The following is a 26,059-nucleotide window of genomic DNA, read 5'->3' as shown; positions in this document are numbered from 1 at the left end:
GGCTTGGCCCGCACGCATCACGGATCAAACGTTGAGCTGATAGGTGATGGGATGGAAGTGGAAGCCGGTGTCCAGCGCCTCGAGATGGCCGACGCCGGGGAAGGGCATATGGTAGCCGATGAAGGCCAGCTTGTCGGCGGCGACACGGCCGAGAAGCTCCTTGCGGGTCTTCGCGGCCATCTCCTTGTCCATGTCGTATTTCACTTCCCAATCGGGACGCTGAAGCGACCAGACATAGTGGTTGGACGTATCGGCGGCGAGCATCAGCCCCTTGCCACCCGACTCCACCATAAAGGCCATATGACCAGGCGTGTGGCCGAACGCCTCGACCGCCGAGATGCCGGAGACGACCGAATCGCCGCCCTTGAGATAGCTCATCTTCTCGGCCAGCGGACGGACCTTGGCTTCGAACGTGTCGTTGCCCGCATTCGACCAATGGTCGAATTCTTTCTGGCCGGTAATATAGGCGGCATTGGCGAAGGTCTCGCCGCCATCGCCCATCAGCCCGCCGATATGGTCGCCATGCATATGGGTGATCACGACATGGGTGATGTCCTCGGGCGCGTGTCCGGCGGCGGAAAGTGCTGAGGTGATCCCCTCCGGCGACAGGCCGGTGTCGAAGAGGATCTTCTCCGATCCGGTCTCGATCAGCGTCGGCGTGAAGAAATTCAACGACTTGTCGGCGGGGATATAGGCGGCTTCCGAGACGGCCGCGAAATCCTCGGGGCTGGCATTCATGCCGAAAATCGTCTGCGGGTTTTCCAGCTCGCGCGATCCGGCGAGCAGCGTGGTGATCGTCAGGTCGCCCATCTGCATCCGGCGATAGCGCGGGATCGCGGGCGGGGCTTCGTTCGAGCTTTGCGCGGCGGCGCCGGTCCCGGTCAGAAGCGCGGGGGCGGCGGGCAGGAAAGCGGCGGTTTTCAGGGCAGTACGGCGGGTCATGAAGGTCCTGGTCATCGGGTCTCTCCCTCTCGATGGTTGATCTTCGCAGGTCGAAGTCTAGCGCATCGCGCCGCTTCCACGAAGTCGTGAACGTTGCGTGAGCCGCTTCGGTTCACTCCCACCAGCGATCGATCGACGAAATATCCGCGTCGGACCACCCGAGGTGATGCGCCAGTTCATGCACGAAAATATGGGTGACGAGGGACCCGAGGGGCTCGTTGCCGCGCGAGACCCACTCGTCGAGGATCGGCCGACGGAAGAGCCAGATCACATCCGGATGACCGCCGGGGTCCATCACAGATTTCTCGGTGAGCGGGATACCGTCATAGAGCCCGGTCAGCTCGAAAGGGTCCTCGATGCCGAGATCGGCGAGCATCGCCTCGGAGGCGAAGTCTTCCACCCGGATCGCGACGCCCTGCGCCGCGCGGGCGAATTCCGGCGGAAGCGCCGCGCGTGCGGCCTCGGCCAGCGCCTCGATCTCCTCGATGCCCGGCGCCATGACCTCCGCCCAGTCGTAACCCTCGCTCATCGCCCCCTCCAAGCCGCTCTGCACGCGCCGCATGGCCCCTCATATGGACAAACGGGCCGCCTTGTGAAAGAGCAGGCGCCAACAGGAGTTTGCCAAGATGACCACCGTTACCCGTTTTGCCCCGTCGCCCACCGGCTATATCCATGTCGGCAACCTGCGCACCGCGCTGATGAACTACCTGATCGCCCGCAAGACCGGCGGTCAATTCATCCTGCGCCTAGACGATACCGATCAGGAGCGTTCGAAGCAGGAATATATCGACGCGCTGAAGCAGGACCTCGAATGGCTCGGCATCGAATGGGATCGCGAGGAACGCCAGTCGCTGCGTCTGGACCGCTATGCCGAGGTGGCCGAGAAGCTGAAGGCCGACGGTAAGCTTTATGAATGTTTCGAGAGCCCGACCGAGCTGGACCTCAAGCGCAAGAAGCAGCTCAACATGGGCAAACCGCCGGTCTATGACCGCGCATCGATGCATCTGTCGGATGCCGAAAAAGACGCGATGCGCGCGGAAGGCAAGGAAGGTTACTGGCGCTTCAAGCTCGAGCTTGAGCGGATCGAGTGGAAAGACGGCATCCTCGGCGATCTGTCGATCGACGCGGCGAGCGTGTCCGATCCGGTGCTGATCAAGGCCTCGGGGCAGGTGCTTTACACCTTCGCCTCGCCGGTCGATGACGCGGATATGGGCATCACCCATATCGTGCGCGGCGGCGACCACGTCACCAACACCGCGACGCAGATCCAGATCATCGAGGCGATCGGCGGCAAGGTGCCTAGCTTCGCGCACCATTCGCTGCTGACCGGCCCGCAGGGCGAGGAACTGTCGAAGCGCCTTGGCGCGCTCTCGATCCGCGATCTGCGCGCCGAAGGCATCGCCCCCGAGGCGCTTTTGTCGATGATGGCGCGTCTGGGCTCGAGCCAGCCGATCGAGCTGAAGATGTCGATCGACGAACTGGCCGACGGGTTCGATCTGAACCATTTCGGCTCGGCGCCGACGAAATTCGACCCGGCGGACCTGATCCCGCTGACCCGTGCGCGCAACCAGCACCTGCCGTTCTCGGCCGTGGCGGATCGCATTGCCGAACTCGGCATCCCCGAGGATCAGCGCGAGCGCTTCTGGAAGGTCGCTTCGCAGAATATCGACAAGCTCGACGATCTGAAGGGCTGGGCCGATCTGTGTCTGAACGGCGCGGAGCCGGTGATCGACGAGGAAGATCGCGACTTCATCGCGCAGGCCATGACGATGCTGCCCGCGCCGCCCTATTCCGACACCACGTGGAAGGACTGGACCTCGGAGGTGAAAGAGGCGACCGGGCGCAAGGGCAAGGGGCTGTTCATGCCGCTGCGCAAGGCCGTGACCGGCATGGCGCACGGGCCCGATATGGGCGAACTGATGCCGCTTCTGCACAAGGTTCCGGCGCGCGGCTGACGGCTCCGCCGCAGGATCGGACAACCAATTCGAGAGGCGCGAGGGGTGACTCCCTCGCGCTTTTTGTTTGGGCAGTTCGCGACCTCGTGAGGTCGTTTTCGGCGGTAAAGCGGCGCTTTTGGCGATTGGGGCTTGTCAGTCGCGCGCGGGCTCAGGTAATCGGGAAGGGTCGGATACGGGAGAATCCGGGGGAAACCTCGGTGCCGAAGGAGCAACCGCCCCGGTAAACTCTCAGGCAAAAGGACCGTGCCCGACGAAGGACTCTGGAGAGTGATGCGGCGCGCAATCGCGGCATCCGCCGAAGGGATAACGATCTCAGGCGTCTGCATCGCAGGCACGGACAGAGGGGGCATCGGGCGAGCCGGAAGGCTCATGAATCGATGCCGGATCATCCGGCTGAAGGGGAGGCCGCGATGAGCGAGTTGAAACGCACACCGCTATACGATCTGCATGTGGAACTGGGTGCCAAGATGGTGCCTTTCGCGGGCTACGAGATGCCTGTGCAATACCCGCTGGGCGTGATGAAAGAGCACCTGCACACGCGCGCCATGGCGGGGCTGTTCGATGTCAGCCACATGGGGCAGGTGATCGTGCCGGGCGAAGGCGCTGCCGAGGCGTTCGAGGCGCTGGTGCCGGTCAGCCTGATGGGCCTGAAAGAGGGCCGCCAGCGCTATGCGATGTTCACAGATGAGAATGGCTGCATTCTCGATGACCTGATGGTGGCGAACCGTGGCGATCATCTCTTCGTCGTGGTGAACGCGGCCTGCAAGGAAAACGACATCGCCCATATGCGGGCGCATCTGGAATCGGTCGAGGAACTCACCGACCGCGCGCTCTTGGCGCTGCAAGGGCCTGCCGCGGAGGGTGTGCTCGAGGCTCTGGTGCCCGGCACCGCCAAGATGCGCTTCATGGACGTGGGCGTCTATCACTGGAACGGCGCGGAGCTTTGGATTTCGCGCTCGGGCTATACCGGTGAAGACGGCTACGAGATTTCCGTGCCCGCGGACCGCGCGGTGGAATTTGCCCGCAAACTGCTCGCCGATGAGGCGGTGGAGCCGATCGGTCTGGGCGCGCGCGACAGCCTGCGGCTCGAAGCGGGGCTTTGCCTCTACGGCCACGATATCGACACGACCACGACCCCGGTCGAGGGCAACATCGCCTGGGCGATCCAGAAGGTGCGCCGCAAGGGTGGGGAGCGCGAAGGCGGCTTCCCCGGCGCGGATCGCATCCTGAGCGAATTGGAAAACGGCCCGAGCCGCCTGCGCATGGGCCTGCGCCCCGAGGGCCGCGCGCCGATGCGCGAGGGCGTCGAGATTTTCGCCGGACCCGAGGGCGGCGATCCGATCGGCCGCGTGACCTCGGGCGGCTTCGGTCCTTCGATCGAGGCGCCGATGGCGATGGCCTATCTGCCCGCGGGCACCGAGGAAGGCACCACCGTCTATGGCGAGGTGCGCGGCAAGCGTCTGCCCGCCAAGGTCGTGCCGATGCCTTTCCGCCCTGCCACTTACAAACGCTGAACAACCAATCGGGAGACGTTACATGAAATTCACCGAAGACCACGAATGGCTCAAAACTGAAGGCGATGTTGTGATCGTCGGCATCACCGGACACGCCTCCGAGCAACTTGGCGATGTCGTCTTCGTCGAACTGCCCGATGTGGGCGACACGGTCGAAAAGGGCGACGAGATCTGCGTGATCGAGTCGGTCAAGGCCGCCTCCGACATCCTCGCGCCGCTGGGTGGCGAGATCGTCGAGATCAACGAGGATCTGGCAGACAATCCGGGCCTCGTGAACGAAGACCCGCTGGGCAAGGCGTGGTTCTTCAAGATGAAACTCACCGACGCCTCCGCGCTCGACGGCTTCATGGACGAGGCCGCTTACAAAGACTTCATCGGGTAATATCCATGACCTTCACCCCCACGACTTACGACAGTTACGATTTCGCCAATCGCCGCCATATCGGGCCCTCACCGGCCGAGATGGAGGAGATGCTCAAAGCCGTGGGGGCGCCGGACCTCGACGCGCTGATCGCCGAGACGGTGCCGAAAAGCATCCGTCAGGCCGAGCCGCTGGGCTGGGCGCCGCTGACCGAATACGGCCTCCTGCAGAAGATGGAAGGCGTCGCGAAGAAGAACCGCGTGATGACCAGCCTGATCGGGCAGGGCTATTACGGCACCGTCACGCCGCCCGCGATCCAGCGCAATATCCTCGAGAACCCGGCCTGGTACACGGCCTACACGCCCTATCAACCCGAGATCGCGCAGGGGCGTCTTGAGGCGCTTCTGAACTTCCAGACGATGGTGTCGGACCTGACCGGGCTGCCGGTCGCCAATGCTTCGTTGCTCGATGAGGCGACGGCGGCGGCGGAAGCCATGGCGATGGCGCAGCGCGTGTCGAAATCGAAGGCCAGTGCCTTCTTCGTGGACGAAAACTGCCACCCGCAGACCATCGGCGTGATCCAGACCCGCGCCGAGCCGCTCGGGATCGAGGTGATCGTGGGCGCGCCCGAGACGCTGGAGGCCGAGAAGGTCTTCGGCGCGATCTTCCAATATCCGGGCACCTATGGCCATGTCCGCGACTTCACCGCCGAATGCGAGGCGCTCCATGCCGCGAAAGCCGTGGCCGTGGTCGCGACCGATCTTCTGGCGCTGTGCCTGCTCAAGGAGCCGGGCGCGATGGGCGCGGATATCGCGGTGGGCTCGGCGCAACGCTTCGGCGTGCCGATGGGCTATGGCGGCCCGCATGCGGCCTTCATGTCCTCCACCGACAAGATGAAGCGCGCGATGCCGGGCCGGATCGTCGGTGTGTCGATCGACAGCCACGGCAACCGCGCGTATCGCCTGAGCCTGCAAACCCGTGAGCAGCATATCCGCCGCGAGAAGGCGACCTCGAACGTCTGCACCGCGCAGGCGCTTCTGGCCGTCATGGCGAGCTTCTACGCCGTCTTCCACGGCCCCGTCGGACTGCGCGCAATCTCCGAACGCGTGCATCTGCTGGCCGTGCAACTGGCCGATGCGTTGAAAGCGGCAGGCGCCTTGGTCGAGCCTGCGAATTTCTACGACACGATCACCGTCGAGGTGGGCGTGGGCCAGCAGGGCATCCTCGCTGCTGCGCGCCATCGCGGGATCAACCTGCGCAAAGTGGGCCGCGACCGGGTCGGGATTTCGCTCGACGAGACCAGCGATCCGGGCGTGGTGGCGAAGGTGCTCGACGCCTTCGGGATCACCGAAGCGGCGCCCGAGGCCACGCAACCGGCGGTGCCGGATGCGCTGCTGCGCGAGAGCGATTACCTCACCCATCCGGTCTTCCACATGAACCGCGCCGAATCCGAGATGATGCGCTACATGCGTCGCCTCTCGGATCGTGATCTGGCGCTCGACCGCGCGATGATTCCGCTCGGGTCCTGCACGATGAAGCTCAACGCAGCCGCCGAGATGATGCCGCTGACCTGGCCGGAATTCGGCTCGCTGCACCCGTTCGTGCCGCTCGATCAGGCGCAGGGCTATGCGGAGATGATCGACGATCTGACCGCGAAGCTTTGCGAGATCACCGGCTATGACGCGTTCTCGATGCAGCCCAATTCAGGCGCGCAGGGGGAATATGCGGGGCTTCTGACAATCGCCGCTTATCACCGCGCCAATGGCGACGATCAGCGCGATGTCTGCCTGATCCCGATGTCGGCGCATGGCACGAACCCGGCCTCGGCGCATATGGCGGGGATGAAGGTCGTGGTCGTGAATTCCGCGCCCAATGGCGATGTGGATCTGGAGGATTTCGAGGCCAAGGCGGCAGAAGCGGGCGACAAGCTCGCGGCCTGCATGATCACCTATCCCTCGACCCATGGCGTGTTCGAGGAGACGGTGAAGCGCATCTGCGACATCACCCACGAATATGGCGGTCAGGTCTATCTCGATGGTGCCAACCTCAACGCGCTGGTGGGACTCGTGAAACCGGGCGAGATCGGCTCGGATGTGAGTCATCTCAACCTGCACAAGACTTTCGCGATCCCGCATGGCGGCGGCGGTCCCGGCATGGGGCCGATCGGGGTGAAGTCGCACCTTGCGCCCTTCCTTCCGGGCCACCCGGAGACGGGCGGAGACGAGGGGCCGGTGAGTGCCGCGCCCTATGGCTCGGCCTCGATCCTGCTGATCTCCTGGGCCTATATCCTGATGATGGGCGGGCCGGGCCTGACGCAGGCGACCCGCGTCGCGATCCTCGCTGCGAACTACATCGCCGCGAAGCTGAAAGAGGGCTACCCGATCCTCTTCATGGGCAATCGTGGACGTGTCGCGCATGAATGCATCATCGACACGCGGCCCTTCGCGGAGGTGGGCGTGACGGTGGACGACATTGCCAAGCGCCTGATGGATAACGGTTTCCACGCGCCCACGATGAGCTGGCCGGTCGCCGGCACGCTGATGGTGGAGCCCACCGAATCCGAGACTAAGGCCGAGATCGATCGCTTCATCACCGCGATGCTTTCGATCCGTGATGAAATCCGCGATATCGAGGCGGGCGAGATTACCCCCGAGGACAGCCCGCTGCGCCATGCGCCGCATACGGTGGAAGACCTCGTGGCCGATTGGGACCGGAAATATACCCGCGAACAGGGCTGTTTCCCGGCAGGCGCCTTCCGCGTCGACAAATACTGGCCGCCCGTGGGCCGGGTCGACAACGTCTTCGGCGACCGCAACCTGATCTGCACCTGTCCGCCGGTCGAGAGCTACGCCGACGCGGCAGAGTAACCGCCAGCCAGAATCAAGAAAGGCCGGAGCATCGCGCTCCGGCCTTTCTCTTCTTCTCGATAAAAATATCCAGACGCGCCGGTTACTTCACCGGGTTGCGGTAGATCACGCGGCGCAGCGAGCCGGTTTTCGAGCGCATCAGCATCGTCTCGGATTCGATATAGGTCGGCTCGCGCTTCACGCCCTTCACGATGGACCCGTTGGTCACACCGGTCGCGGCGAAGATCACGTCCGAACGCACCATCTCGTCGCGGGTATAGACCTTGTCGAGATCGGTGATCCCGGCCTTCTTCGCACGGCCACGCTCGTCGTCGTTGCGGAACAGCAGCTTGCCCCACATCTGACCGCCCATGCATTTCAGCGCCGAGGCCGCCAGCACACCCTCAGGCGCGCCGCCCGAGCCCATATACATGTCGATGCCGGTGAAATCCGGCTCGGCGCAGTGAATGACGCCCGCCACGTCGCCATCGGTGATCAGACGGATTTTCGCACCGGTCTCGCGGACCTCGGCGATCATGTCCTCATGGCGCGGACGGTCGAGGATGCAGACCGCGATGTCCTTGGTCTCGACGCCTTGCGCCTTGGCCAGCGCCTGAACGCGCTCGGTCGGGGTCATGTCGAGCGAGACCACGTCTTTCTCGTAGCCCGGGCCGATGGCCAGCTTGTCCATGTAGACGTCGGGCGCGTGCAGCATCGTGCCGCGCGGCGCCATCGCGATCACGGTCAGTGCGTTGGGCATGTCCTTCGCAGTCAGCGTGGTGCCTTCCAGCGGGTCGAGCGCGATGTCCACCTCGGGGCCGACGCCCTGGCCGACTTCCTCGCCGATATACAGCATCGGCGCCTCGTCGCGCTCGCCTTCCCCGATGACCACGGTGCCGCGGATTTCCAGCTTGTTGAGCTGATCGCGCATCGCGTTCACCGCGGCCTGGTCGGCAGCTTTCTCGTCACCGCGACCGATCAGGTCGGCGGAGGCATGAGCAGCCGCTTCCGACACGCGGGCGAGGCCCAGCGAAAGCATGCGGTCGTTGAAATCACTCGGAGGGGTCATTTGGGTCTTCCTGTCTGCCTAGGCGTTGTGGGCCGGGCATAGGTAAAGCCTGTGGGGCCGCGAAGGGCAACCCCGTGAACGCTAACAGGAGGGGCCAGCCGCTATTGCGGTGAAAAATGGCACGCAATGCAGAGCTTGTTGCCATCCGGGTCGCGAAAATAGGCGCCGTAATAATCCGCGTGATAGTGCGGGCGCAGCCCCGGCGGACCCTCATCGGTGCCGCCCAGTTCCAGCGCGAGGGCGTGCACCGCATCGACCGTCGCACGGTCGGGCGCATCGAACCCGACCATCGGACCGTTGCCGGGGGCGGGGGCGTCGCCGTTGAAGGGGCGGGTGATAAAGAAGATCGGGCGGCTGCTATCCTCGGCGGTCCAGCCTGCCCACTGTTTTGCGGGCTCGGAAAAGCGCAGCGCCAGACCGAGCCGCTCCATCAGCGGGGCGTAGAATGTCAGCGCCCGGTCGAGATCGGAGATGCCCAGCGAGACATGGCTCAGCATCCCCATCCGCTCAGACCTCTTCGATGCGGATCGCGATCGGCTCGCCCTCGACTACGCGGGTCGCGGGCAGGGCGTCGATCGCGGCGTCGATCGCGTCGCGGGTCGTCTTGTGAGTGACGATCAGCACCGGGGCCGAGGTGTCGGCATGGCCGTATTGGCGCATCCGGCTGATCGAGACGCCCGCCTCGCCCAGAACGGTCGCGACCTTCGCCAGCGCGCCGGGTTTGTCCGACAGTTGCAGGCGCAGGTAATAGGGCGCAGGGATCGCGGTGACGGCCGGGGTAGGGGCCTCGAGCTTGTCGGCGGGCTGGCCGAAGACCGGCAGCCGCAACCCGCGTGCGAGGTCCATCACGTCGCCCATCACGGCGCTCGCGGTCGGGCCTTCGCCCGCGCCTGCGCCACGCAGCACGATCTGGCCGACCGAGTCGCCTTCCAGCACGGTCATGTTGGTTCCGCCGGTCAGCTGACCCAGCGGCGAGGTGGCGGGCACGAGACAGGGCGTCATCCGCTGCTCCAGCCCGCGGCCGGTCATCTGCGCGACGCCCAGAAGCTTGATCTTGTAGCCCATATCGCCCGCGCGGCGGATATCGTCGATCGAGATGCGCCCGATCCCTTCTAGCGTCACATCTTCGAAAGCGACCTGCGTGCCGAAGGCGATGGAGGCAAGGATGGCGAGTTTGTGGCCCGCGTCGATCCCGCCCACGTCGAGGTTCGGATCGGCCTCGAGATAGCCAAGTGCGCGCGCCTCTTCGAAGACCGTGTCATAGGGCAGGCCCGCATCTTCCATCCGCGTCAGGATGTAGTTGCAGGTGCCGTTCATCACGCCCATCACGCGGCGGATGCCGTTGCCCGCAAGCCCTTCGGTCAGCGTCTTGATGACCGGGATGCCGCCCGCGACGGCGGCCTCATAGCGGATCGTGCGGCCGAGGCTTTCAGCGAGTTCCGCCAGCGCCTGACCGTGATGTGCAAGCAACGCCTTGTTCGCGGTCACCACGTCCTTGCCCGCTTTCAGCGCGGCTTCGGTCGCGTCCTTCGCGGGGCCTTCATGGCCGCCCATCAGTTCGACGAAGACGTCGATGTCGTCGCGCTGGGCGAGCGTCACCGCATCGTCTTCCCACGCATAGCTCGACAGGTCCGCATCGCGGTTCTTGGTGCGGTCGCGGGCCGAGACGGCGGTGATTTCGACCGGGCGACCCGCGCGGGCCGCCAGCAGATCGGCATGGCGTTGCACGATCTTCACCACACCGATGCCCACGGTGCCGAGACCCGCGATGCCAAGACGCAAGGGTGCGGTATCTGAGACGGCGGACATAGGGACCTCATGAGCGAAACTTGGTGGTTTGCGCCCTGTTAGCGGGAAAGCGCAGGCAGGGCAACGCGGCGTGCGGCTTCAACCGCTCTATGGCGAGATTTTATTGGCTGCGCATCGCGTCTGCGCGGGTGCGCAACGCATCGGCGCGCGCCTCCAGTTCGGGGGCCGGATCGGGCGTGAGCGGCTGATCGGTCAGGATCTCGTCCATCGGCAGCAGCGTCGGATAGCCCTCCGTCGACTGCTTCGAGCAGGCGGCGAGCGAAGCCAGCAAGGCAAACAGGGCGATCAGGGCAGGGGCGCGCATGGTCTCTCCTCTCGGGACAGGGGCAAACTATTGCGCGCGCGGCCCCATTGCCAGTGCCGATTGCGCCGCAAATCGGGTTTGATAATGAACGCCCGTTCAGTTAGCGTCGGTATCATGGCACGCAAGACTGGCTCCCATTCCGAGATTACCGGCCCGAAGATCCGCGCCGAGGCGCAAAGGCTCTTTGCGCGGCACGGCTTTGCCGCTGTCTCGATGCGCCAGATCGCAGGCGCGGTGGGGGTGCAGGCGGGGGCGCTCTACCTCTATACGCCCGACAAAGAGGCGCTGCTGTTCGACCTGCTCAAGACCCACATGGACGAGCTGATCGCCGCGTGGCACGCCGAGCCCGGCGGCGGCGATGCCCATGCACGGCTGGAGCGTTTCGTGCGCTTCCACATCCGCTTCAACCTCGAGCGGGCGGAGGCGGTGTTCCTCAGCTATATGGAGCTGCGCAACCTGAGCGCGGAGAATTTCGCGGTGATCGAGGGGCTGCGCAAGACCTACGAGACCGAGCTGGAAGCGATCCTGAAAGCTGGGCAGGACGAAGGCGTCTTCCTGATCCCCGACACCAAGCTCGCGACGATGGCGATCATCGCGATGCTGACCGGCGTGAATACATGGTTCCGCGAAGGCGGGCGTCTGAGCCGCGCCACCGTCGCCGATATCTATTGGGACATGGTGCGCAAATCGGTGGGTGCCTGAGCCAAGGAAAAGGGCGGCTTGAGCCGCCCCTTCGATATGTAATATTTCGCCCGAAGTGCCTCAGTTCGCTGTATTATCATTCTGACCGTCTGTCGGCGCCGCTGCTGGCGCGTCCGGTCGGTCGAATTGCAGGCTGTGAATGCCGCCGAAGCCTTCCCAGCCGCCTTGGAAGAAGAGATCGCCGCCGACGGTCCAATGCTCGCCCATCAGCCCGCCCGTGCCGAACCAGCCGCGGCTGCCGTAGCCCATGCCCAGTTCCGCCATGGCATTGTCCTGTCCGGCGACGCCGGTCAGCTTGATTTTGCCTTGCACCGGCCCCGGACCGATACCGAGATGCAATGACAGCTTCGCCCCGTTGATGTCGCCATCCGGATCGAGGTCGTAATTCATCGCGCCGAACACCCCTTCAAGGCCGCTCGCGCCCGGGCCGAAGGTCCAGTTCAGACCCACAAAGCCTTTGGTATCATTCGCCATGGCCGCGCTTGCGAGGCAAGCGGTCACCGCGGCAATCGTCATCATGCGTTTCATGGCACCCTCCACACTTGGTGTTAACGCTGGGTTAACCCTCACGCGGAAATCCACATGACGCAATGATTTGTGTCACTTTCGGTGGATTTCCTCAGCGCTGTGTCAGGCGCGCAGAGCTGCCAGCGCCTCGGTCAGATCGAGCGCGCCGTCATAGATCGCCCGCCCCGAGATCGCGCCCGCGATCACGCCCGTGTCGCGCAGGGCGATCAGGTCGGGCAGGGACGACACGCCACCGCTCGCGATGACCGGGATTTCGACCGCGCGGGCCAGTGCCTCGGTAGCAGCAATATTCGGCCCGCCCATCGCGCCGTCGCGCATGATATCGGTGTAGATGATCGCGGCGACGCCCGCGTCCTCGAAGGACTTCGCCAGATCGGTGACCATCACATCGGTCTCTTCCGCCCAGCCCTTGGTCGCGACTTTGCCGTTGCGCGCGTCGATCCCGACGGCCACTTGACCGGGGAAGGCTTTCGCCGCCTCGCGCACAAGATCGGGGTTCTCGACCGCGACGGTGCCGAGGATCACCCGCGCCAGCCCTTTATCCAGCCAACGCTCGATCGTCGCCATGTCGCGGATGCCGCCGCCCAGTTGCGCGGGCACCTTGATGCGCGACAGGATCGCCTCGACGGCGGCGGCGTTCACCGGCTCCCCCGCGAAGGCACCATTGAGGTCCACCAGATGCACCCATTCGCAACCCGCCGCCTCGAATTTGGCCGCCTGCGCCGCCGGGTCGTCGCCGAAGACCGTGGCCTTGTCCATCTCGCCATGCAGCAGACGCACGCATTGGCCATCCTTGAGGTCGATTGCGGGGTAGAGGATCATCTGTGGGCACTCCTGAACTGTCGCGATGCCTCTTGCCACGGGTTCGCGGATTTTCCAAGCCTGACGCGGACGTCACGTCAGTCTTGCCGGGAATCGCTTCTGCATGGCCTGATGCGGCCAGCAGGCAAAAGGGAGGAGATTTGCCATGAAGACTTTGATGATCGCCGCAGCGACCCTGGCACTGGGCGCAGGCGCGGCGCTTGCCGACCCGATCGAGGGCACCTGGAAGACGCAGCCCGATGACGGCGCCTATGCCTATGTGGACATCGCACCCTGCGGGTCGAAGTTCTGCGGCACCATTGTGCGGACCTTCAAGGGCGGCAGCGAGTACAAGTCGGAAAACCTCGGCAAGCAGCTCGTGATCGGGATGGAGCCGAAGGGCAACAACAAATACCAGGGCAAGGTCTGGCGTCCGTCCAACAACAAGATCTACCTCGGCAAGGTCACCGTGAACGGCAACGCGATGGCGCTGGCTGGTTGCGTGGCGGGCGGTCTGTTCTGCAAGTCGCAGGACTGGCAGCGCGTGAAATGATGTATTCCCCGGCCCCTGCGAGGACGCGGTGGGCCGGGATTTCTCGCCGGACTTACTCCGGGATCAGATCGGCATAGGCGAAGCCGTCGCGCATCACCGTTTCGCCCACACGCACCGGGATCGGCGCGTCGAAGATCGGGCCCGCGCTGACGGCGGTGTGAAACTCGCCATTCTCGCCGCAGGGATCGACGCCTTCGGGCAGATCGGCCAGCAGGCTTTCATCGAAACGCCGCCCCGCGAAGCTGGGGTCGAGCTTGCTCGGGTCCACCGTCACCAGATGCGTGACGAACCCCGCTTCGATCATCTCGCGCGCCAGCTGATCCGTGGGGCGCTGCCAGAGCGGGAAGATCGCCTCGACGCCCAGCGGCTTCAGCTTCTCGATCCGGTAATCGCGCACGTCTTCGAGGAAGAGATCGCCGAAGACCATCGTCTCGACGCCAAGCGCCTTCACCTGATCCATGGCAGAGGCTATCCGAGCCTCGTAATCCTCGTTCGAGCAGGGCCAGGGCAGCGGCACCTCGATCAGCGGCAGGCCCACGGCCTTCGCCTGACGGCGCAGCAGCTCATTGCGCGTCCCATGCATCGCCACCCGGTCGAAAGCCTCGTTGGTCGTGGACAGCAGCGCCACGACATCCGCGTGACCTTCCGTGCGGCAAGCATGGAGCGCCATCGCGCAATCCTTGCCCGAGGACCACGACAGAACCGCCTTGGGCGCCATCAGGGCTTCCAGCCGAGGAAGTTCGCGATCAGTCGCAGACCGGTGGCTTGAGATTTCTCGGGGTGGAACTGCGTGCCCACGATATTGTCGCGCCCCACGATCGCGGTGATCTCGGCGCCATATTCGGCATAGGCCAGACGGTGCTGCGGCTCGGCCACCTTGAAGTGGTAACTATGCACGAAATAGGCGTGATCGCCGGTCGAAATCCCGTCGAGCACGGCGTGATCGTTGTCGATCACCAGATCGTTCCAGCCCATATGCGGGACCTTCATCGACGGATCGGCAGGTTCGATCTTCACCACCTCGCCGGGGATCCAGCCGAAACCCTCGGTCTCGCGGAACTCGAGCCCGCGCGTCGCCAGCATCTGCATGCCGATGCAGATCCCGAGGAAGGGGCGGCCTTTCACGATCACCGCCTCCTCGATTGCCTGCGCCAGCCCCTCGAAGCGATAGAGCGCCGCGCTGCAGGACGGAAACGCCCCGTCGCCCGGCAGCACGATCCGGTCGGCGCGCGCGACGACGTCGGGCTCCGAAGTCACGACGATCGTGCCGTGACCGGTCTCGTTCGCCATGCGCTGAAACGCCTTCTCGGCCGAGTGCAGGTTGCCCGAATCGTAATCGACCAGTGCCGTGAGCATCAAAGCGCCCCTTTGGTCGAAGGCAGCACGCCGCCCATGCGCGGATCGGTCTCGACCGCCATGCGCAGCGCGCGGGCGACCGATTTGAACGCGGCCTCAGCAATGTGGTGGCTGTTGAAGCCATGCACGCGGTCGATATGCAGCGTGATCCCGCCATGGGTGGCGAGCGCCTGGAAGAACTCGCGCACCAGTTCGGTGTCGAACGTGCCGATCTTGTCGGTGGGCATGTCGCAATTCCACACGAAGAAGGGGCGCGCCGACAGATCGAGCGCGCATTGCACCTGCGTGTCGTCCATCGCCAGTGCGAAATGGCCATAGCGGCGGATGCCGCGCTTGTCGCCGAGCGCCTGCACCAGCGCCTGACCCAACGCGATCCCGGTATCCTCGACCGTGTGGTGATCGTCGATATGCAGATCGCCCTTCGCGCGCACGGTCATGTCGATCAGCGAATGCCGTGCGAGCTGGTCGAGCATGTGGTCGAAGAAGCCCACGCCCGTCTTGTTATCGAATTGACCGGTCCCGTCGAGATCGATCTCGACGCTGATCTCGGTCTCGGCGGTCTTGCGGCTGATCGTGGCTTTGCGCATGGGGCGCCTCCTTGAAACTCACCGCCTTATAGGCCGGGGCAGGGGGCGCGCTCAAGCGGGGGCATGTCGATTGACGGGCAGTGGGGCGGAAAAACAAAAGCCTCCCCGAAGGGAGGCTTTTTTGTATTGGAGCGGGCGAGGCGATTCGAACGCCCGACCCTAACCTTGGCAAGGTTATGCTCTACCCCTGAGCTACGCCCGCATCCTTGGGTATTTGACCGAACTGGAGCGGGCGAGGCGATTCGAACGCCCGACCCTAACCTTGGCAAGGTTATGCTCTACCCCTGAGCTACGCCCGCGCCGGTTCGGTGGAGGCGGATTTAGGGGATAGCGGCGTAGGCTGCAAGAGGAAATTTTGCGCGAAGGGGAAAATTCCTGCCTGACGTTTCGGCAGGTGTCGTAAAGCCGCGTTGCAAGCACCTGGTGACGCAAGAGGAGAGCGAGCCGACGAGCTTCGGACGCGCCGGGTGAGGGGGCTCTGCCCCCGCTGGCTGCGCCAGCCCCCCGGGATATTTGACCCAAGCCGAAAACGAAAAATGCCCGACTCGATCCGCAGAAGGGCGGGCGAGCCGGGCACGTTCGTCTTGGGCGGTCATCGGCGTCCCCGCCTGTTCCGCGAATCCTTTTTAACGCAATTGCCGTTAAAACTTCGTTGCGCCCGTTCGGCTTGGTGGAAATATCCCGGGGGGCGCGCGGAACGCGAGCGGGGGCAGCGCCCCCTGTCACGCCTCAGCTCAGCGCCCGCCAGCCGATATCGCGGCGACAGAAGCCCTCGGGCCAGTCGATCGCATCGACCATTGCGTAAGCCCGATCGCGCGCTTCCTGCAGGCTCTCGCCGCGGGCGGTGACGTTAAGCACGCGGCCGCCGCTTGCGACGACGTGTCCGTCTTTCTCGGAGGTGCCCGCGTGGAAGACCATGCGCGAGCCGTCTTCGGGCAGCGCGTCGAGCCCGCCGATCACCGAGCCTTTTTCATAGGCGCCGGGATAGCCCTGCGCGGCCATCACCACGGTCATCGCGTGATCGGGCGCCCATTGCGCCTGCACCTCGCCCAGACGCCCTTCCGCACAGGCCAGCAGCAGGTCGAGCGCCTGTGCGCCGAGCCGCAGCATCAGCACCTGACATTCGGGATCGCCGAAGCGCACGTTGTATTCCACCAGCCGCGGCTGGCCATCCTTGATCATCAGCCCGGCATAGAGCACGCCCTGGAACGGCGTGCCGCGCTTGGCCATCTCGGCCACGGTGGGGCGCACGATCTCGTCCATCGCCTTCGCCTCGATCTCGGGGCTCAGGATCGGGGCGGGGGAATAGGCGCCCATGCCGCCGGTGTTCGGGCCGGTATCGCCTTCGCCGACACGCTTGTGATCCTGCGCGCCGCCCACGGCCAGCACATTTTCGCCATCGCAGAGCACGAAGAGCGAGGCTTCCTCGCCCTCCATGAATTCCTCGATCACGACTTCCGCGCCCGCGCTTCCGAACGCGCCGCCGAAAATCTCGTCGATGCCCGTGAACGCCTCATCGAGCGTCATCGCGACGATCACGCCTTTGCCCGCGGCCAGCCCGTCGGCCTTGACCACGATCGGCGCGCCGTGTTCGCGGACATAGCCCTTCGCGCCTTCCGCGCTGGTGAAGCGGGCATAGGCTGCGGTGGGCGCGTTGCAGGCGTCGCAAATCTCTTTCGTGAAGGCTTTCGAGGCTTCCAGCTTCGCGGCCTCCGCCGAGGGGCCGAAGGTCAGGATGTTCTGCGCGCGCAGTGCATCGGCCACGCCCGCAGCCAGCGGGGCTTCCGGCCCGATCACCACGAAATCGACCGCGTTGGCCTCGCAGAGTTCCAGCACAGCCGCTGCATCGTTCGGATCGATCGCCGCGCAATCGGCGATCTGTGCGATCCCGGCATTGCCCGGGGCCACGATCAGCCGGTCGCATTTCGGATTTTGCTTGATCGCCCAAGCCAGCGCATGTTCGCGCCCGCCGCCGCCCAGAACCAGAATGTTCATCGCTCGCCCCCTTGGCCTTCGCTTTCCCGCCTTCTAAGCTGCGCGAAACCCTGAGGCAAGGCGCCCCGGACCAACGCTCAAGCAGGCAGGCATATGGACCTTCTCGACGACGAAAACGGCTCGAACGCGCATGACTACACGGTCTCCGAGATTTCGGGGGCGGTGAAGCGGGTGATCGAGGGGGAATTCGGCCGCGTCCGGGTGCGCGGCGAAGTCGGCCGTGTGTCGATGCCGCGCTCGGGTCATATGTATTTCGATCTCAAGGACGACCGCTCGGTGATCGCCGCCGTCAGCTGGAAGGGGCAGGTGGCGAAGATGCAGGTCCGCCCCGAGGAGGGGATGGAGGTCATCGCCACGGGCCGGATGACGACTTTCGCGGGCCAGTCGAAATATCAGCTGATCGTCGACAATGTCGAACCGGCGGGCGCGGGTGCGCTGATGGCGATGCTGGAGGCGCGCCGCAAGGCGCTGGCCGCCAAGGGGCTGTTCGACGCGGGCCGCAAGAAGCCCATTCCGTGGCTGCCGCAGGTGATCGGCGTGGTGACCTCGCCTTCGGGGGCGGTGATCCGTGACATCCTGCACAGGCTCGCCGATCGCTTCCCGCGCCATGTGCTGATCTGGCCGGTGGCGGTGCAGGGGCAGGCCTGTGCGCCGGAAGTTGCGCGCGCGGTGCGGGGCTTCAATGAACTCGCGCCGGGCGGGGAGATCCCGCGCCCCGATTTGATTATCGTCGCGCGCGGCGGCGGCTCGATCGAAGACCTCTGGGGCTTCAACGAAGAGGCTGTGGTCCGCGCCGTCGCCGAAAGCGATATCCCCGTGATCTCGGCGGTGGGCCACGAGACCGATACGACGCTGGTCGATCACGCCGCCGACCGGCGTGCGCCTACGCCCACGGCGGCGGCGGAAATGGCGGTGCCGGTGCGCGCCGAACTGGCCGCGTGGCTGTCGGAGGCGCAGACGCGGATGATGCGGGCGGCGCGCGGGCGGCTCGATCAGCGCGGCCAGCGGCTGCGCGATCTGGCCCGTGGTCTGGGCCGTCCCGAGGCGCTGACGCAACCGGCGCGGCAAAGCTTCGATCTCTGGGCCGAGCGGCTGGGCCCTGCACTGCGCACGCTGGTCCTGCGCAAGAATACCCGTTTCGCGCCGCTGGCGGCGCAAATCTCGCCGAACCTGCTGCGGCGCTTCATCCGGGACCGCTCGCGCGAGATCGAGGGGCTGTCGACGCGGCTCGCGCCTGCGCCTGCGGCGCGGATGCGGCGCGCGGGCCAGGATCACGCGCAGCTTGCGCGGCGGCTGGATGCGGCACGCCTACGGGTGATCGGCGATGCGCAACGGCGCAATCGCGACGGGGCGGAGCGGCTGGCGGGGCTGGAAGCCCGGCTCGAGCGCTCCTTGCCCGCACGGATCGAGGCGCAGCGCGAACGGCTCGACCGGCTCAACCGGATGCGCCAGACGCTGGGCTATCGAGAGACGCTCAAGCGAGGCTATGCGGTGGTGCGCGGCCCCGACGGCGTGGTGACCTCGCAGGGGGTGGCCGAAAAGCAGCCCGGCCTCGAGATCGAGTTCGCCGATGGCAAGCTCGCGGTGATCCCGGGCGGGGGCGGCAGTGCGACAGCGCCGAAGCCGAAGAAGAAAAAGCCCGATCCGGGCCCGTCTCAGGGCAGCCTGTTCTGAGGCTTAGACGCCCACATCCGGGCCCTGACAGATCAGCGGGTCGTGGCTTTCCGAAAGGCTCACCAGCGGCTCCTGCGAGGGATCGCCTTTGAACTGCGCGACCAGCCCCTGCGCCGTGTCGTAGAAGGTCCAGCATTGCAGCGGCGCGTATTCGCCGTAATCGAAGCAGATATACTGCCCGTCCTGATACCAGTCGCCTTCCTTGCACTCGCTTTCGGTGAAGGCCCAGATCACCTTGTGGCCGGGCTTGTATTGCTCGGAGCCGTAGGGCTGGCCGAAGACCGAATAGGTGATGGTGCGCCCGACGGTGCGCTGATCGAATTGCTCTGCATTGAGGGGCGGACCGAGCGGGTCGGCCGCAGTCGCCAGCGTCGGTATCAGGGCCAAGGCCGCAAGGGATAAAGTTAGGATCGGGTTCGGGCGCATAAGGGAGGCTCCGGCAAGGTCTTTCACCCAACCTGCCAGATCGCGACCCGCTTGCCTAGCGCGCGCTCGCCCCTTCGGTGCCGACTGGCTGCGCTTTGCCCAATGCTTTCACGCGCTTGTCCATGACCTTGCGCCAGAGCGGCGGGAACAGCGCCAGCGCCGCCATCGCGGGCAGGCTACGCGGCAGGACGGGCCGCTGCGTCTCGGTCAGATCGCCAAGACGAAGCGCCGGGTATTCCCGCGCCGGATGCGCGTGGTGATCCGAATGGCGCGGCGCGTTGAGCATCCACAGCGAGGTGATCGGCGCGGGTGCATCCCAGCTATGATGCGCATCGACCGGATCGAAACTGCCATCACCTCGACGCTTGCGTGACAACCCGTAATGCTGGACGTAATCGGCGAGCAGGATCTGCACCTGCGCATAGGCGCAGAGCATCAGGTAAGCCACCACGCCCTCGGCCCCGAAAAGCATCCCGAACAGCACCGCGAACCACAGCCCGCCCAGCAGATAGGACGGGTAGGGACCGAGCCGCGCGATCCTCGCCTTGATCCGCGCGCTCAGCGGCGCTTTCGGATCGATCGCAGGCAGACGGGCGAAGCGGTTGCGCTCCATCTCGTAGCCGCCGATGAAGCTGCCGATCCAGGCGCGCGGCGCAAAGGACCAGAACCCCTCGCCAAGCTGCGCGGAATTCGGATCGTCCGGCGTCGCGACGAAACGGTGATGGACGAGCCGATGCGCCGAGGTGTGATGCCCGAAGAGCAGCGAGATATAGACCCATTTCCCCAGCAGAAACAGCCGTTTGTCCGAGCGGTGGATCAGCTCATGCGCGTTCGAATTCGACACCTGCCCGAAGAACAGCCCGAAGGCCAGCCAGACCGCGATCCAGCTTGGCCCCTCCAGCAGCGTATGCCCCGACATCGCCGCCACGCCGAGCACGAGCAGCACGAAATGCACCACCGCCAGCGTCGTCGACAGCGCATCCGCTGCCGGGAATTCCGAGCCTTCCGGCGCATCGGGGGAGGGATGCTTCAGCGCCTCATCCAGGATGAACATGCACAGCCCGATCCAGACCAGCGCCGCCCAGGCCGCGATCCCGCCGAAGACGCCCGCCACCAGCAGAAGCGGCACCGGCAGAAGCGTCACGACCGCGAAACTGTCGACCCCGGGGATCTCGCGCGACCGCCGCAGCAGATTGGCAATTGCTCCGCTCAGGCGGCGCTTGCGTGAAGGGTCTTTGCCTTGGGTCACGTGCTGCGGGTCCGCTTCGCTCACTCTCAATAGTGCAGGGGTTTTGCGCTATTCTTTCGCCAATTTCGACCCTTTTATGACCCCGCTTGCGGCGGCCGGGCTTTTCTGCGCGAGATGTGGCCATGATGCCCGCAGCCCCGATCAGTCTCCTCATCGCCGCCGTCTTCGCGCTGATCTACCTCGCGCGCCATGCAGGCGCTGGGGAAAGCGGCGCGAAAACCCTTGTGAAGACCGCCTCCGTCGTGGCGCTGATCCCGATGGCGGCGGCCATGGGCGCGCCGCTTGCGATCCTCGCAGGTCTCGCGCTCGGGGCGGCGGGCGATTTCGCCCTGTCGCGTCCCGGCCAGCGCGCCTTCCTGATCGGCATGGCGGCCTTTGCGGCAGGGCATCTGGCCTATCTTCTGGGCTTCCTCGACATCGGTGCGCGGCCCTCCGCCTGGACCATCCCGCTCATCGCCCTGGGGCTCTCGGCGGAGTTCTGGCTTCTGCCGCGCACGGGCGGGCTGTGCTGGCCGGTGCGCAGCTATATCTGGATCATCGTGGCGATGGCGGCGGTGGCGATGGGCCTGCCTGCGGGTTATCTGATGGTGATCGTGGGCAGCCTCGCCTTCGTCCTCTCCGACCTGATCCTCGCGCTGGAGATGTTCGTGTTGCGCGACGCAGGCCGCAAACAGCTGGCGGCGCGCGCGCTCTGGGTGCTCTACTGGGGCGGTCAGGCCTTGATCGGCTGGGGCGCGGGATCGGGTTTTGCCGGGGGATAAGCCTTCCATCCGGGCCTGCGATGAACTAGGTGGAGCGTAAGGAAAGGCCTGATCCATGTCGTTTTTCAAAAAGCTCAAATCGCGTCTGACGCGTTCCTCCTCGAAGCTCGAGCAGGGCCTCGAGGATATCGTCGCCGAGAATGCGGCCAGTGAAGACGAGGTCGCGGAGACGCCGGAACCTTCCGCGCCCGCGACGCCCGCCGAGACGCCCTCCGAGACGTCCCCAGCGGCCCCGCCGCGGACCCGCGCCGAACCCGCGCCGGAGCCCGAGGCAGAGCCTGAGCCCGAACCCGAGCCGCGGCACAGCGAGACGATTAACCTCCCCGATCCGACGCCACCTGCGCCCGGTTACGTGCCCGCGCCGGTGACCGAACCGGTCGAGGAGGAACACGCGCAGATCGCCAAGGCGCCGCTCGACGTCGAGCCCGCGCCCGAGCGCCCCAGCCCCGAGCCGAAAAAGCCCGGTCTTCTGGGGCGCATCTTCGGCGGTGGCGAGGCGAAAGTGGCCGAGCCGCGCCGCGTCCTCGATGACGAGATGTTGGAGAGCCTCGAGGAATTGCTGATCGCCTCCGACATGGGCGTGGACACCGCGCTGCGCGTCTCGGCGAACCTCGCCGAGGGGCGGATGGGCCGCAAGCTCTCGGTCTCCGAGATCAAGGGGCTTCTGGCCCAAGAGGTCGCCCGGATCATGGAGCCGGTCGCGAAACCGCTGCCGCTTTACCCCAAGAAGCCGCAGGTCGTGCTGGTGGTCGGCGTCAACGGCTCGGGCAAGACCACGACGATCGGCAAGCTCGCCTCGCAATTCCGCGCCGCGGGCAAGCAGGTCGTGATCGCCGCGGGCGACACGTTCCGCGCAGCCGCCGTCGAACAGCTGCAGGTCTGGGGCGATCGCGCCGGTGTGCCGGTCCTGACCGCGCCCGAAGGCTCGGACCCGGCCTCGCTCGCCTATGATGCGATGAAGAAGGCCGAGGCCGAAGGCGCGGACCTGCTGATGATCGACACCGCAGGCCGCCTGCAGAACCGCGCCGATCTGATGGAGGAGCTGGCCAAGATCGTCCGCGTGATCCGCAAGGTCGACGAGAGCGCGCCGCATAACACGCTTCTCGTGCTCGATGCGACGACGGGACAGAACGCGCTGCAGCAGGTCGATGTCTTCCGCAAGATCTCGAACGTGTCGGGGCTGGTGATGACCAAACTCGACGGCACCGCGAAGGGCGGGGTTCTGGTGGCGCTGGCCGACAAGTTCGGCCTGCCGATCCACGCGATCGGGGTGGGCGAACAGCTCGACGATCTGGCACCTTTCGACCCGGAGGAATTCGCGCAGGCCCTCGTCGGTCTCGAAGACTGAAACCGCGAAGGGGGGCGCCGCCCCCCGCGCTTGCGCGCTCCCCCGGGGATATTTGTGCAAGAGCGAAGAGAGGGATGCGCCTTTCCTCTTCCCCTTGGTCGAAATATCCCGGGGGTGAATGGCCCTAAGGCCAGCGGGGGCAGCGCCCCCTAGCCCCCGAGATCACGAAGGACTTCCCCTTGAGCGACTGGATCATCTCCGTTTCGGGCACCGAGACCGGCAAGCACCTTGCGCTGGGCCTCGCGCTGCTCGCGGCCTTTCTTCACGCGCTGTTCGGGGCGCTGCAGAAGGGGCGTCACGATCCTTGGCTCAGCCGCGCCGCGATCGATGCGAGCTACGGGATCATCGCAGCCCCCTTCGCGCTTTTCGTCGTGCCGTGGCCCGAGCCTTTCATGTGGCCGATCTTCGTGGGCGTCTTCTTCATCCATGTCGCCTACAAGCTGCTGCAGGCGGCCTGTTACCAGCGTGGGGCCTATACGGTGGTCTATCCGGTGGTGCGCGGCACCGGGCCGCTTTTCGCGGTCATCGGGGCGGGGTTCATCTTCGGAGAGCATTTCACGATCGGCCAATGGGCCGGGGTGGCGACGCTTCTGGCGGGCATATACGGGCTAGCGCTTTACAATCTGCGCAATGTGACGGTCGATCGCGACACGATGGTGCCCGCCCTGATGCTGGCCGTGGCGACCGGCGCCTTCGTCGCGCTTTACACCACCTATGACGCCTATGGCATCCGCGCGACCGCCGATCCGTTCACCTTCCTTGCGTGGTTCTTCTTCATCGACGGCTGGTTCATGCCGATCTTTACCGCGCGGCGCTGGACGAAACTGCCGAGTTCGGAAATGGTGCCGCTCATCAAGAGGGGTGTTATCGGCGCGATTGTTGCTTATTTCTCCTTTGGCTCGATCATGTTGGCGACACGGCTCGACAAGGTGGGCGAGGCGGCGGTGCTGCGCGAGACGTCCACGGTCTTCGCTGCGCTCATCGGCTGGCTCGTGCTGGGCGAGAAAGTGGGGCCGCGGCGCACGGCTCTGATGGCGCTGATCGCGGCAGGGGCCGTGATCGTTGAGATAGCAGGCAGGTAAAGGCAGATGGCAGAGAAAAAGATTTCCCCCTGGGTGAAAGCGGCGCTCGACTGGGGGCCGCTCATCGTGTTCTTCGTCGCCTTCAACCGGCTCAAGGACGGCACCTATACGATCCTCGGCACCGACTATTCGGGCTTCGTCGTGGCCACCGCGCTGTTCATCCCGCTGATCGCGGCGACGACGCTGATCCTGTGGCTGCTGACCGGCAAGCTCTCGGCGATGCAGATCGCGACGCTCGTGTTGGTGGCGATCTTCGGCGGGCTGTCGGTCTGGCTGAACGATCCGACCTTCTTCAAGATGAAGCCCACCATCATCTACCTGCTGTTCGCGGGTATCCTCGGGGCCGGATTGCTGCGCGGCAAGGCGTGGCTGCAACTGGTGATGAACGAGGCGATGCCGATGGCGCATGAGGGCTGGATGATCCTGACCAAGCGCTTCGTCTGGCTGTTTCTGGGCCTTGCCGTGGCCAATGAGATCGTCTGGCGCACGATGTCGGACGCGCATTGGGTCGATTTCAAGACCTTCGGTCTGCCGATCATCATGATCGCCTTCATCATGTCGCAGGCCAAGTTGTTCGAGCGTCACGGGATCGATACGGAGGAAAGCGAGGAGGGCTAACTCCGCCCTGTCCGCGCCCGCCGCGATCCGTTACACCTTTCGCGACTGCCAAACCCGGAGCCGCTCATGAAAATCGCCACCTTCAACATCAACGGCATCAAGGCGCGCCATCAGGCGCTGGTCGATTGGCTGAAGGAAGCCGAGCCCGACGTGGCTTTGCTGCAGGAGATCAAGTCGGTCGACGAGGGCTTCCCTCGCGAAATCTTCGAAGAGCTGGGCTATTCCGTCGAGACCCATGGCCAGAAAAGCTTCAACGGCGTCGCGATCCTCTCGAAGCTGCCCTTGGAGGATGTGACGCGCGGCCTGCCTGGGGACGAGGGCGACGAACAGGCGCGCTGGATCGAGGCCACCGTGGTCGGCGACAAGGGCGCGGTGCGGCTCTGTGGGCTCTATCTGCCCAATGGCAATCCGGTGGAGCTGGACGATGCGGGCCAGCCCGTCGAAGGCGGCAAATACGCTTACAAGCTGTCATGGATGGAGCGGATGAAGGCGCGCGCGGAAGAGCTTCTGGCGCTGGAAGAGCCCTTCGTGATGGCGGGCGATTACAACATCATCCCGCAGGACGAGGATGCCGCGAAACCCGATGCGTGGCGCGGTGATGCGCTGGCGCTGCCGCAAAGCCGCGAAGCCTTCCGCCGTATCCTCAATCTCGGCTTTACCGAGGCGTTCCGCGCCCGCGTGCAAGGGCCGGGACATTACTCGTTCTGGGACTATCAGGCGGGCGCCTGGCAGAAGAATAACGGCATCCGGATCGACCATCTGCTGTTGTCGCCGCAGGCGGCGGATCTGTTGCGCGATGTCGGCATCGACAAGGAAATTCGCGGCCGCGACAAGCCCTCGGATCACGTGCCGGTCTGGATCACGCTCGACCTCTGAGCGCGATTGCCGCAACGTCATTTCCTCGGCCCCGTCGCTCCTGTGCATAGTGGCGGCGGAAGAGAGGAGACCCCACATGCAAGACAAGATCAGCCGGCATCCGGTGCCGAAACTCGCCGACATGCCCGAGGATATCCGCACGCGGATCGAGGCGGTTCACGAGAAGGCCGGGTTCATCCCGAACATCTTCCTCGCGCTGGCGCATCGGCCCGACGAGTGTCGCGCCTTCTTCGCCTATCATGACGCGCTGATGGAGAAGCCCGGCAACCTGACCATCGCCGAGCGCGAGATGATCGTGGTGGCGACCTCGGCGGCCAATGAGTGCCAATATTGCGTGATTGCGCACGGCGCGATCCTGCGTATCCGCGCCAAGAACCCGCTGATCGCCGATCAGGTCGCGGTGAATTACCGCAAGTCCGAGATCACGCCGCGCCAACGTGCGATGCTCGACTTTGCGATGAAGGTGAGCCTGCGCGCGCAGGAGGTCGAGGAGGCCGATTACGAAGCGCTGCGCGCCCATGGCTTCACCGATGACGATATCTGGGATATCGGCGCAATCACGGCGTTTTTCGGCCTGTCGAACCGCTTGGTGAACATGGCCGCGATCCCGCCGAACCCCGAGTTCTACGCGATGGGGCGCTGAGCGCCTCTGGTCTTCGCCCATCCGCGCGGTCTAGGCTCTGGCGAAACCAGCCAGTAG

At 65.2% G+C, this 26,059-nt stretch carries 27 protein-coding genes, 2 tRNA genes and 1 riboswitch; of the genes, 13 read left to right on the top strand and 16 right to left on the bottom strand.

The annotated features are described in order from the left end of the window. Positions 1–24 precede the first annotated feature (24 nt). Both BMI87_RS03030 and BMI87_RS03025 read right to left on the bottom strand, forming a co-directional pair. Entirely contained in the window at positions 25–957 is a 933-nt protein-coding gene (locus BMI87_RS03030) for an MBL fold metallo-hydrolase (protein WP_078519671.1), read from the bottom strand. A gap of 97 nt (positions 958–1,054) precedes the next feature. Further along, a complete protein-coding gene (locus BMI87_RS03025; RefSeq protein ID WP_078520024.1) occupies positions 1,055–1,471 on the bottom strand; it encodes a metallopeptidase family protein in 417 nt (138 codons plus the stop codon). Positions 1,472–1,568: 97 nt separating this feature from the next. Between BMI87_RS03025 and gltX the strand changes: the two genes are divergently transcribed. The 4 genes from gltX to gcvP all read left to right on the top strand — a co-directional run bounded on the left by gltX (position 1,569) and on the right by gcvP (position 7,642). Next, complete coding sequence (gltX, locus tag BMI87_RS03020; protein WP_078519670.1) at positions 1,569–2,897, top strand: glutamate--tRNA ligase; 1,329 nt, start codon at positions 1,569–1,571, stop codon at positions 2,895–2,897. A gap of 166 nt (positions 2,898–3,063) precedes the next feature. Continuing rightward, positions 3,064–3,154: riboswitch (glycine riboswitch) on the top strand. A gap of 156 nt (positions 3,155–3,310) precedes the next feature. Next, entirely contained in the window at positions 3,311–4,414 is a 1,104-nt protein-coding gene (gcvT, locus tag BMI87_RS03015) for a glycine cleavage system aminomethyltransferase GcvT (RefSeq protein WP_078520023.1), read from the top strand. A 22-nt stretch (positions 4,415–4,436) separates the two neighbouring features. Next, positions 4,437–4,796, top strand: coding sequence for a glycine cleavage system protein GcvH (gene gcvH / locus BMI87_RS03010; RefSeq protein WP_078519669.1), 360 nt, complete (start codon positions 4,437–4,439; stop codon positions 4,794–4,796). A gap of 5 nt (positions 4,797–4,801) precedes the next feature. Beyond that, a complete protein-coding gene (gene gcvP / locus BMI87_RS03005; RefSeq protein ID WP_078519668.1) occupies positions 4,802–7,642 on the top strand; it encodes an aminomethyl-transferring glycine dehydrogenase in 2,841 nt (946 codons plus the stop codon). A gap of 82 nt (positions 7,643–7,724) precedes the next feature. On the opposite strand, the gene glpX is transcribed toward gcvP, so the two are convergent. The 4 genes from glpX to BMI87_RS02985 all read right to left on the bottom strand — a co-directional run bounded on the left by glpX (position 7,725) and on the right by BMI87_RS02985 (position 10,803). After that, positions 7,725–8,690 carry a class II fructose-bisphosphatase gene (glpX, locus tag BMI87_RS03000; protein ID WP_078519667.1) on the bottom strand — a complete coding sequence of 322 codons (966 nt, stop codon included), beginning with the start codon at positions 8,688–8,690 and terminating at the stop codon, positions 7,725–7,727. A gap of 101 nt (positions 8,691–8,791) precedes the next feature. Then, positions 8,792–9,193, bottom strand: coding sequence for a VOC family protein (locus BMI87_RS02995; protein WP_210402448.1), 402 nt, complete (start codon positions 9,191–9,193; stop codon positions 8,792–8,794). Between the two features lie 4 nt (positions 9,194–9,197). After that, positions 9,198–10,499 (bottom strand): homoserine dehydrogenase, encoded by a 1,302-nt coding sequence (locus BMI87_RS02990; RefSeq protein ID WP_078519666.1) that lies wholly within the window; start codon positions 10,497–10,499, stop codon positions 9,198–9,200. A 100-nt stretch (positions 10,500–10,599) separates the two neighbouring features. Then, positions 10,600–10,803 (bottom strand): hypothetical protein, encoded by a 204-nt coding sequence (locus tag BMI87_RS02985; RefSeq protein WP_078519665.1) that lies wholly within the window; start codon positions 10,801–10,803, stop codon positions 10,600–10,602. Between the two features lie 114 nt (positions 10,804–10,917). Between BMI87_RS02985 and BMI87_RS02980 the strand changes: the two genes are divergently transcribed. Then, on the top strand, positions 10,918–11,505 hold the full coding sequence (locus BMI87_RS02980; RefSeq protein WP_078519664.1) for a TetR/AcrR family transcriptional regulator: 588 nt from the start codon (positions 10,918–10,920) through the stop codon (positions 11,503–11,505). A 60-nt stretch (positions 11,506–11,565) separates the two neighbouring features. Here the strand turns inward: BMI87_RS02980 and BMI87_RS02975 are convergent, their stop codons facing one another. Then, positions 11,566–12,033 carry a hypothetical protein gene (locus BMI87_RS02975; protein WP_078519663.1) on the bottom strand — a complete coding sequence of 156 codons (468 nt, stop codon included), beginning with the start codon at positions 12,031–12,033 and terminating at the stop codon, positions 11,566–11,568. Between the two features lie 102 nt (positions 12,034–12,135). After that, positions 12,136–12,855, bottom strand: coding sequence for a 1-(5-phosphoribosyl)-5-[(5-phosphoribosylamino)methylideneamino]imidazole-4-carboxamide isomerase (gene hisA, locus BMI87_RS02970; protein ID WP_075776131.1), 720 nt, complete (start codon positions 12,853–12,855; stop codon positions 12,136–12,138). 145 nt (positions 12,856–13,000) lie between these two features. Between hisA and BMI87_RS02965 the strand changes: the two genes are divergently transcribed. Next, a complete protein-coding gene (locus tag BMI87_RS02965) occupies positions 13,001–13,387 on the top strand; it encodes a DUF2147 domain-containing protein (RefSeq protein WP_078519662.1) in 387 nt (128 codons plus the stop codon). Between the two features lie 52 nt (positions 13,388–13,439). On the opposite strand, the gene BMI87_RS02960 is transcribed toward BMI87_RS02965, so the two are convergent. The 6 genes from BMI87_RS02960 to purD form a co-directional block, all read right to left on the bottom strand. After that, positions 13,440–14,105: an ATP-binding protein gene (locus BMI87_RS02960; RefSeq protein WP_078519661.1), complete on the bottom strand. Its 666-nt coding sequence runs from the start codon at positions 14,103–14,105 to the stop codon at positions 13,440–13,442. Beyond that, positions 14,105–14,743, bottom strand: a complete 639-nt coding sequence (gene hisH / locus BMI87_RS02955; protein WP_078519660.1) for an imidazole glycerol phosphate synthase subunit HisH — start codon at positions 14,741–14,743, stop codon at positions 14,105–14,107. Before hisH ends, BMI87_RS02960 begins: the two co-directional genes overlap by 1 nt. Further along, on the bottom strand, positions 14,743–15,330 hold the full coding sequence (gene hisB / locus BMI87_RS02950) for an imidazoleglycerol-phosphate dehydratase HisB (protein WP_078519659.1): 588 nt from the start codon (positions 15,328–15,330) through the stop codon (positions 14,743–14,745). Before hisB ends, hisH begins: the two co-directional genes overlap by 1 nt. Positions 15,331–15,457: 127 nt before the next feature. Beyond that, positions 15,458–15,532 (bottom strand) — tRNA-Gly (locus tag BMI87_RS02945). 22 nt (positions 15,533–15,554) lie between these two features. Then, positions 15,555–15,629: transfer RNA gene (locus BMI87_RS02940), tRNA-Gly, on the bottom strand. Positions 15,630–16,059: 430 nt separating this feature from the next. Next, positions 16,060–17,325: a phosphoribosylamine--glycine ligase gene (gene purD, locus BMI87_RS02935; RefSeq protein WP_078519658.1), complete on the bottom strand. Its 1,266-nt coding sequence runs from the start codon at positions 17,323–17,325 to the stop codon at positions 16,060–16,062. 93 nt (positions 17,326–17,418) lie between these two features. Between purD and xseA the strand changes: the two genes are divergently transcribed. Then, positions 17,419–18,999: an exodeoxyribonuclease VII large subunit gene (gene xseA, locus BMI87_RS02930; protein ID WP_078519657.1), complete on the top strand. Its 1,581-nt coding sequence runs from the start codon at positions 17,419–17,421 to the stop codon at positions 18,997–18,999. Positions 19,000–19,002: 3 nt separating this feature from the next. Here the strand turns inward: xseA and BMI87_RS02925 are convergent, their stop codons facing one another. Beyond that, entirely contained in the window at positions 19,003–19,425 is a 423-nt protein-coding gene (locus tag BMI87_RS02925; RefSeq protein ID WP_078519656.1) for a hypothetical protein, read from the bottom strand. Positions 19,426–19,480: 55 nt separating this feature from the next. Next, positions 19,481–20,674 (bottom strand): alkane 1-monooxygenase, encoded by a 1,194-nt coding sequence (locus tag BMI87_RS02920; protein WP_246832630.1) that lies wholly within the window; start codon positions 20,672–20,674, stop codon positions 19,481–19,483. Between the two features lie 122 nt (positions 20,675–20,796). On the opposite strand from BMI87_RS02920, the gene BMI87_RS02915 reads away from it, so the two are divergent. From BMI87_RS02915 to BMI87_RS02890, 6 genes are all read left to right on the top strand, one after another. Next, positions 20,797–21,435 carry a lysoplasmalogenase family protein gene (locus tag BMI87_RS02915; protein ID WP_078519655.1) on the top strand — a complete coding sequence of 213 codons (639 nt, stop codon included), beginning with the start codon at positions 20,797–20,799 and terminating at the stop codon, positions 21,433–21,435. Positions 21,436–21,490: 55 nt separating this feature from the next. After that, entirely contained in the window at positions 21,491–22,783 is a 1,293-nt protein-coding gene (gene ftsY / locus BMI87_RS02910) for a signal recognition particle-docking protein FtsY (protein WP_078519654.1), read from the top strand. A gap of 179 nt (positions 22,784–22,962) precedes the next feature. Next, entirely contained in the window at positions 22,963–23,865 is a 903-nt protein-coding gene (locus tag BMI87_RS02905) for an EamA family transporter (protein ID WP_078519653.1), read from the top strand. Between the two features lie 6 nt (positions 23,866–23,871). After that, entirely contained in the window at positions 23,872–24,483 is a 612-nt protein-coding gene (locus BMI87_RS02900) for an inner membrane-spanning protein YciB (RefSeq protein WP_078519652.1), read from the top strand. Between the two features lie 66 nt (positions 24,484–24,549). Next, entirely contained in the window at positions 24,550–25,359 is an 810-nt protein-coding gene (gene xth, locus BMI87_RS02895) for an exodeoxyribonuclease III (RefSeq protein ID WP_078519651.1), read from the top strand. 76 nt (positions 25,360–25,435) lie between these two features. After that, the gene (locus tag BMI87_RS02890) at positions 25,436–26,002 is read left to right on the top strand and encodes a peroxidase-related enzyme (protein ID WP_078519650.1); all 567 of its coding nucleotides are present in this window, start codon (positions 25,436–25,438) and stop codon (positions 26,000–26,002) included. Positions 26,003–26,059: the final 57 nt, after the last annotated feature.

The organism is Thioclava sp. F28-4, assembly GCF_002020045.1.
In the GTDB taxonomy this organism is placed as follows: Bacteria; Pseudomonadota; Alphaproteobacteria; order Rhodobacterales; family Rhodobacteraceae; genus Thioclava; species Thioclava sediminum.
Note: the sequence above shows the minus strand (reverse complement) of the source record. Positions and strands in the feature narration are given on the sequence as shown.

What these genes read in the sequence shown, in the direction of transcription:
- glpX (WP_078519667.1), bottom strand. Translation starts at nt 8,690, where the DNA reads ATGACCCCTCCGAGTGATTTCAACGACCGCATGCTTTCGCTGGGCCTC.
- xth (WP_078519651.1), top strand. Translation starts at nt 24,550, where the DNA reads ATGAAAATCGCCACCTTCAACATCAACGGCATCAAGGCGCGCCATCAG.
- purD (WP_078519658.1), bottom strand. Translation starts at nt 17,325, where the DNA reads ATGAACATTCTGGTTCTGGGCGGCGGCGGGCGCGAACATGCGCTGGCT.
- gcvH (WP_078519669.1), top strand. Translation starts at nt 4,437, where the DNA reads ATGAAATTCACCGAAGACCACGAATGGCTCAAAACTGAAGGCGATGTT.
- BMI87_RS02990 (WP_078519666.1), bottom strand. Translation starts at nt 10,499, where the DNA reads ATGTCCGCCGTCTCAGATACCGCACCCTTGCGTCTTGGCATCGCGGGT.
- BMI87_RS02985 (WP_078519665.1), bottom strand. Translation starts at nt 10,803, where the DNA reads ATGCGCGCCCCTGCCCTGATCGCCCTGTTTGCCTTGCTGGCTTCGCTC.
- BMI87_RS02980 (WP_078519664.1), top strand. Translation starts at nt 10,918, where the DNA reads ATGGCACGCAAGACTGGCTCCCATTCCGAGATTACCGGCCCGAAGATC.
- BMI87_RS02975 (WP_078519663.1), bottom strand. Translation starts at nt 12,033, where the DNA reads ATGAAACGCATGATGACGATTGCCGCGGTGACCGCTTGCCTCGCAAGC.
- ftsY (WP_078519654.1), top strand. Translation starts at nt 21,491, where the DNA reads ATGTCGTTTTTCAAAAAGCTCAAATCGCGTCTGACGCGTTCCTCCTCG.
- BMI87_RS02925 (WP_078519656.1), bottom strand. Translation starts at nt 19,425, where the DNA reads ATGCGCCCGAACCCGATCCTAACTTTATCCCTTGCGGCCTTGGCCCTG.
- BMI87_RS02915 (WP_078519655.1), top strand. Translation starts at nt 20,797, where the DNA reads ATGATGCCCGCAGCCCCGATCAGTCTCCTCATCGCCGCCGTCTTCGCG.
- BMI87_RS02900 (WP_078519652.1), top strand. Translation starts at nt 23,872, where the DNA reads ATGGCAGAGAAAAAGATTTCCCCCTGGGTGAAAGCGGCGCTCGACTGG.
- hisH (WP_078519660.1), bottom strand. Translation starts at nt 14,743, where the DNA reads ATGCTCACGGCACTGGTCGATTACGATTCGGGCAACCTGCACTCGGCC.
- gltX (WP_078519670.1), top strand. Translation starts at nt 1,569, where the DNA reads ATGACCACCGTTACCCGTTTTGCCCCGTCGCCCACCGGCTATATCCAT.
- gcvT (WP_078520023.1), top strand. Translation starts at nt 3,311, where the DNA reads ATGAGCGAGTTGAAACGCACACCGCTATACGATCTGCATGTGGAACTG.
- xseA (WP_078519657.1), top strand. Translation starts at nt 17,419, where the DNA reads ATGGACCTTCTCGACGACGAAAACGGCTCGAACGCGCATGACTACACG.
- BMI87_RS02965 (WP_078519662.1), top strand. Translation starts at nt 13,001, where the DNA reads ATGAAGACTTTGATGATCGCCGCAGCGACCCTGGCACTGGGCGCAGGC.
- BMI87_RS03025 (WP_078520024.1), bottom strand. Translation starts at nt 1,471, where the DNA reads ATGAGCGAGGGTTACGACTGGGCGGAGGTCATGGCGCCGGGCATCGAG.
- hisB (WP_078519659.1), bottom strand. Translation starts at nt 15,330, where the DNA reads ATGCGCAAAGCCACGATCAGCCGCAAGACCGCCGAGACCGAGATCAGC.
- BMI87_RS02995 (WP_210402448.1), bottom strand. Translation starts at nt 9,193, where the DNA reads ATGGGGATGCTGAGCCATGTCTCGCTGGGCATCTCCGATCTCGACCGG.
- BMI87_RS02960 (WP_078519661.1), bottom strand. Translation starts at nt 14,105, where the DNA reads ATGGCGCCCAAGGCGGTTCTGTCGTGGTCCTCGGGCAAGGATTGCGCG.
- BMI87_RS02890 (WP_078519650.1), top strand. Translation starts at nt 25,436, where the DNA reads ATGCAAGACAAGATCAGCCGGCATCCGGTGCCGAAACTCGCCGACATG.
- hisA (WP_075776131.1), bottom strand. Translation starts at nt 12,855, where the DNA reads ATGATCCTCTACCCCGCAATCGACCTCAAGGATGGCCAATGCGTGCGT.
- BMI87_RS03030 (WP_078519671.1), bottom strand. Translation starts at nt 957, where the DNA reads ATGACCAGGACCTTCATGACCCGCCGTACTGCCCTGAAAACCGCCGCT.
- gcvP (WP_078519668.1), top strand. Translation starts at nt 4,802, where the DNA reads ATGACCTTCACCCCCACGACTTACGACAGTTACGATTTCGCCAATCGC.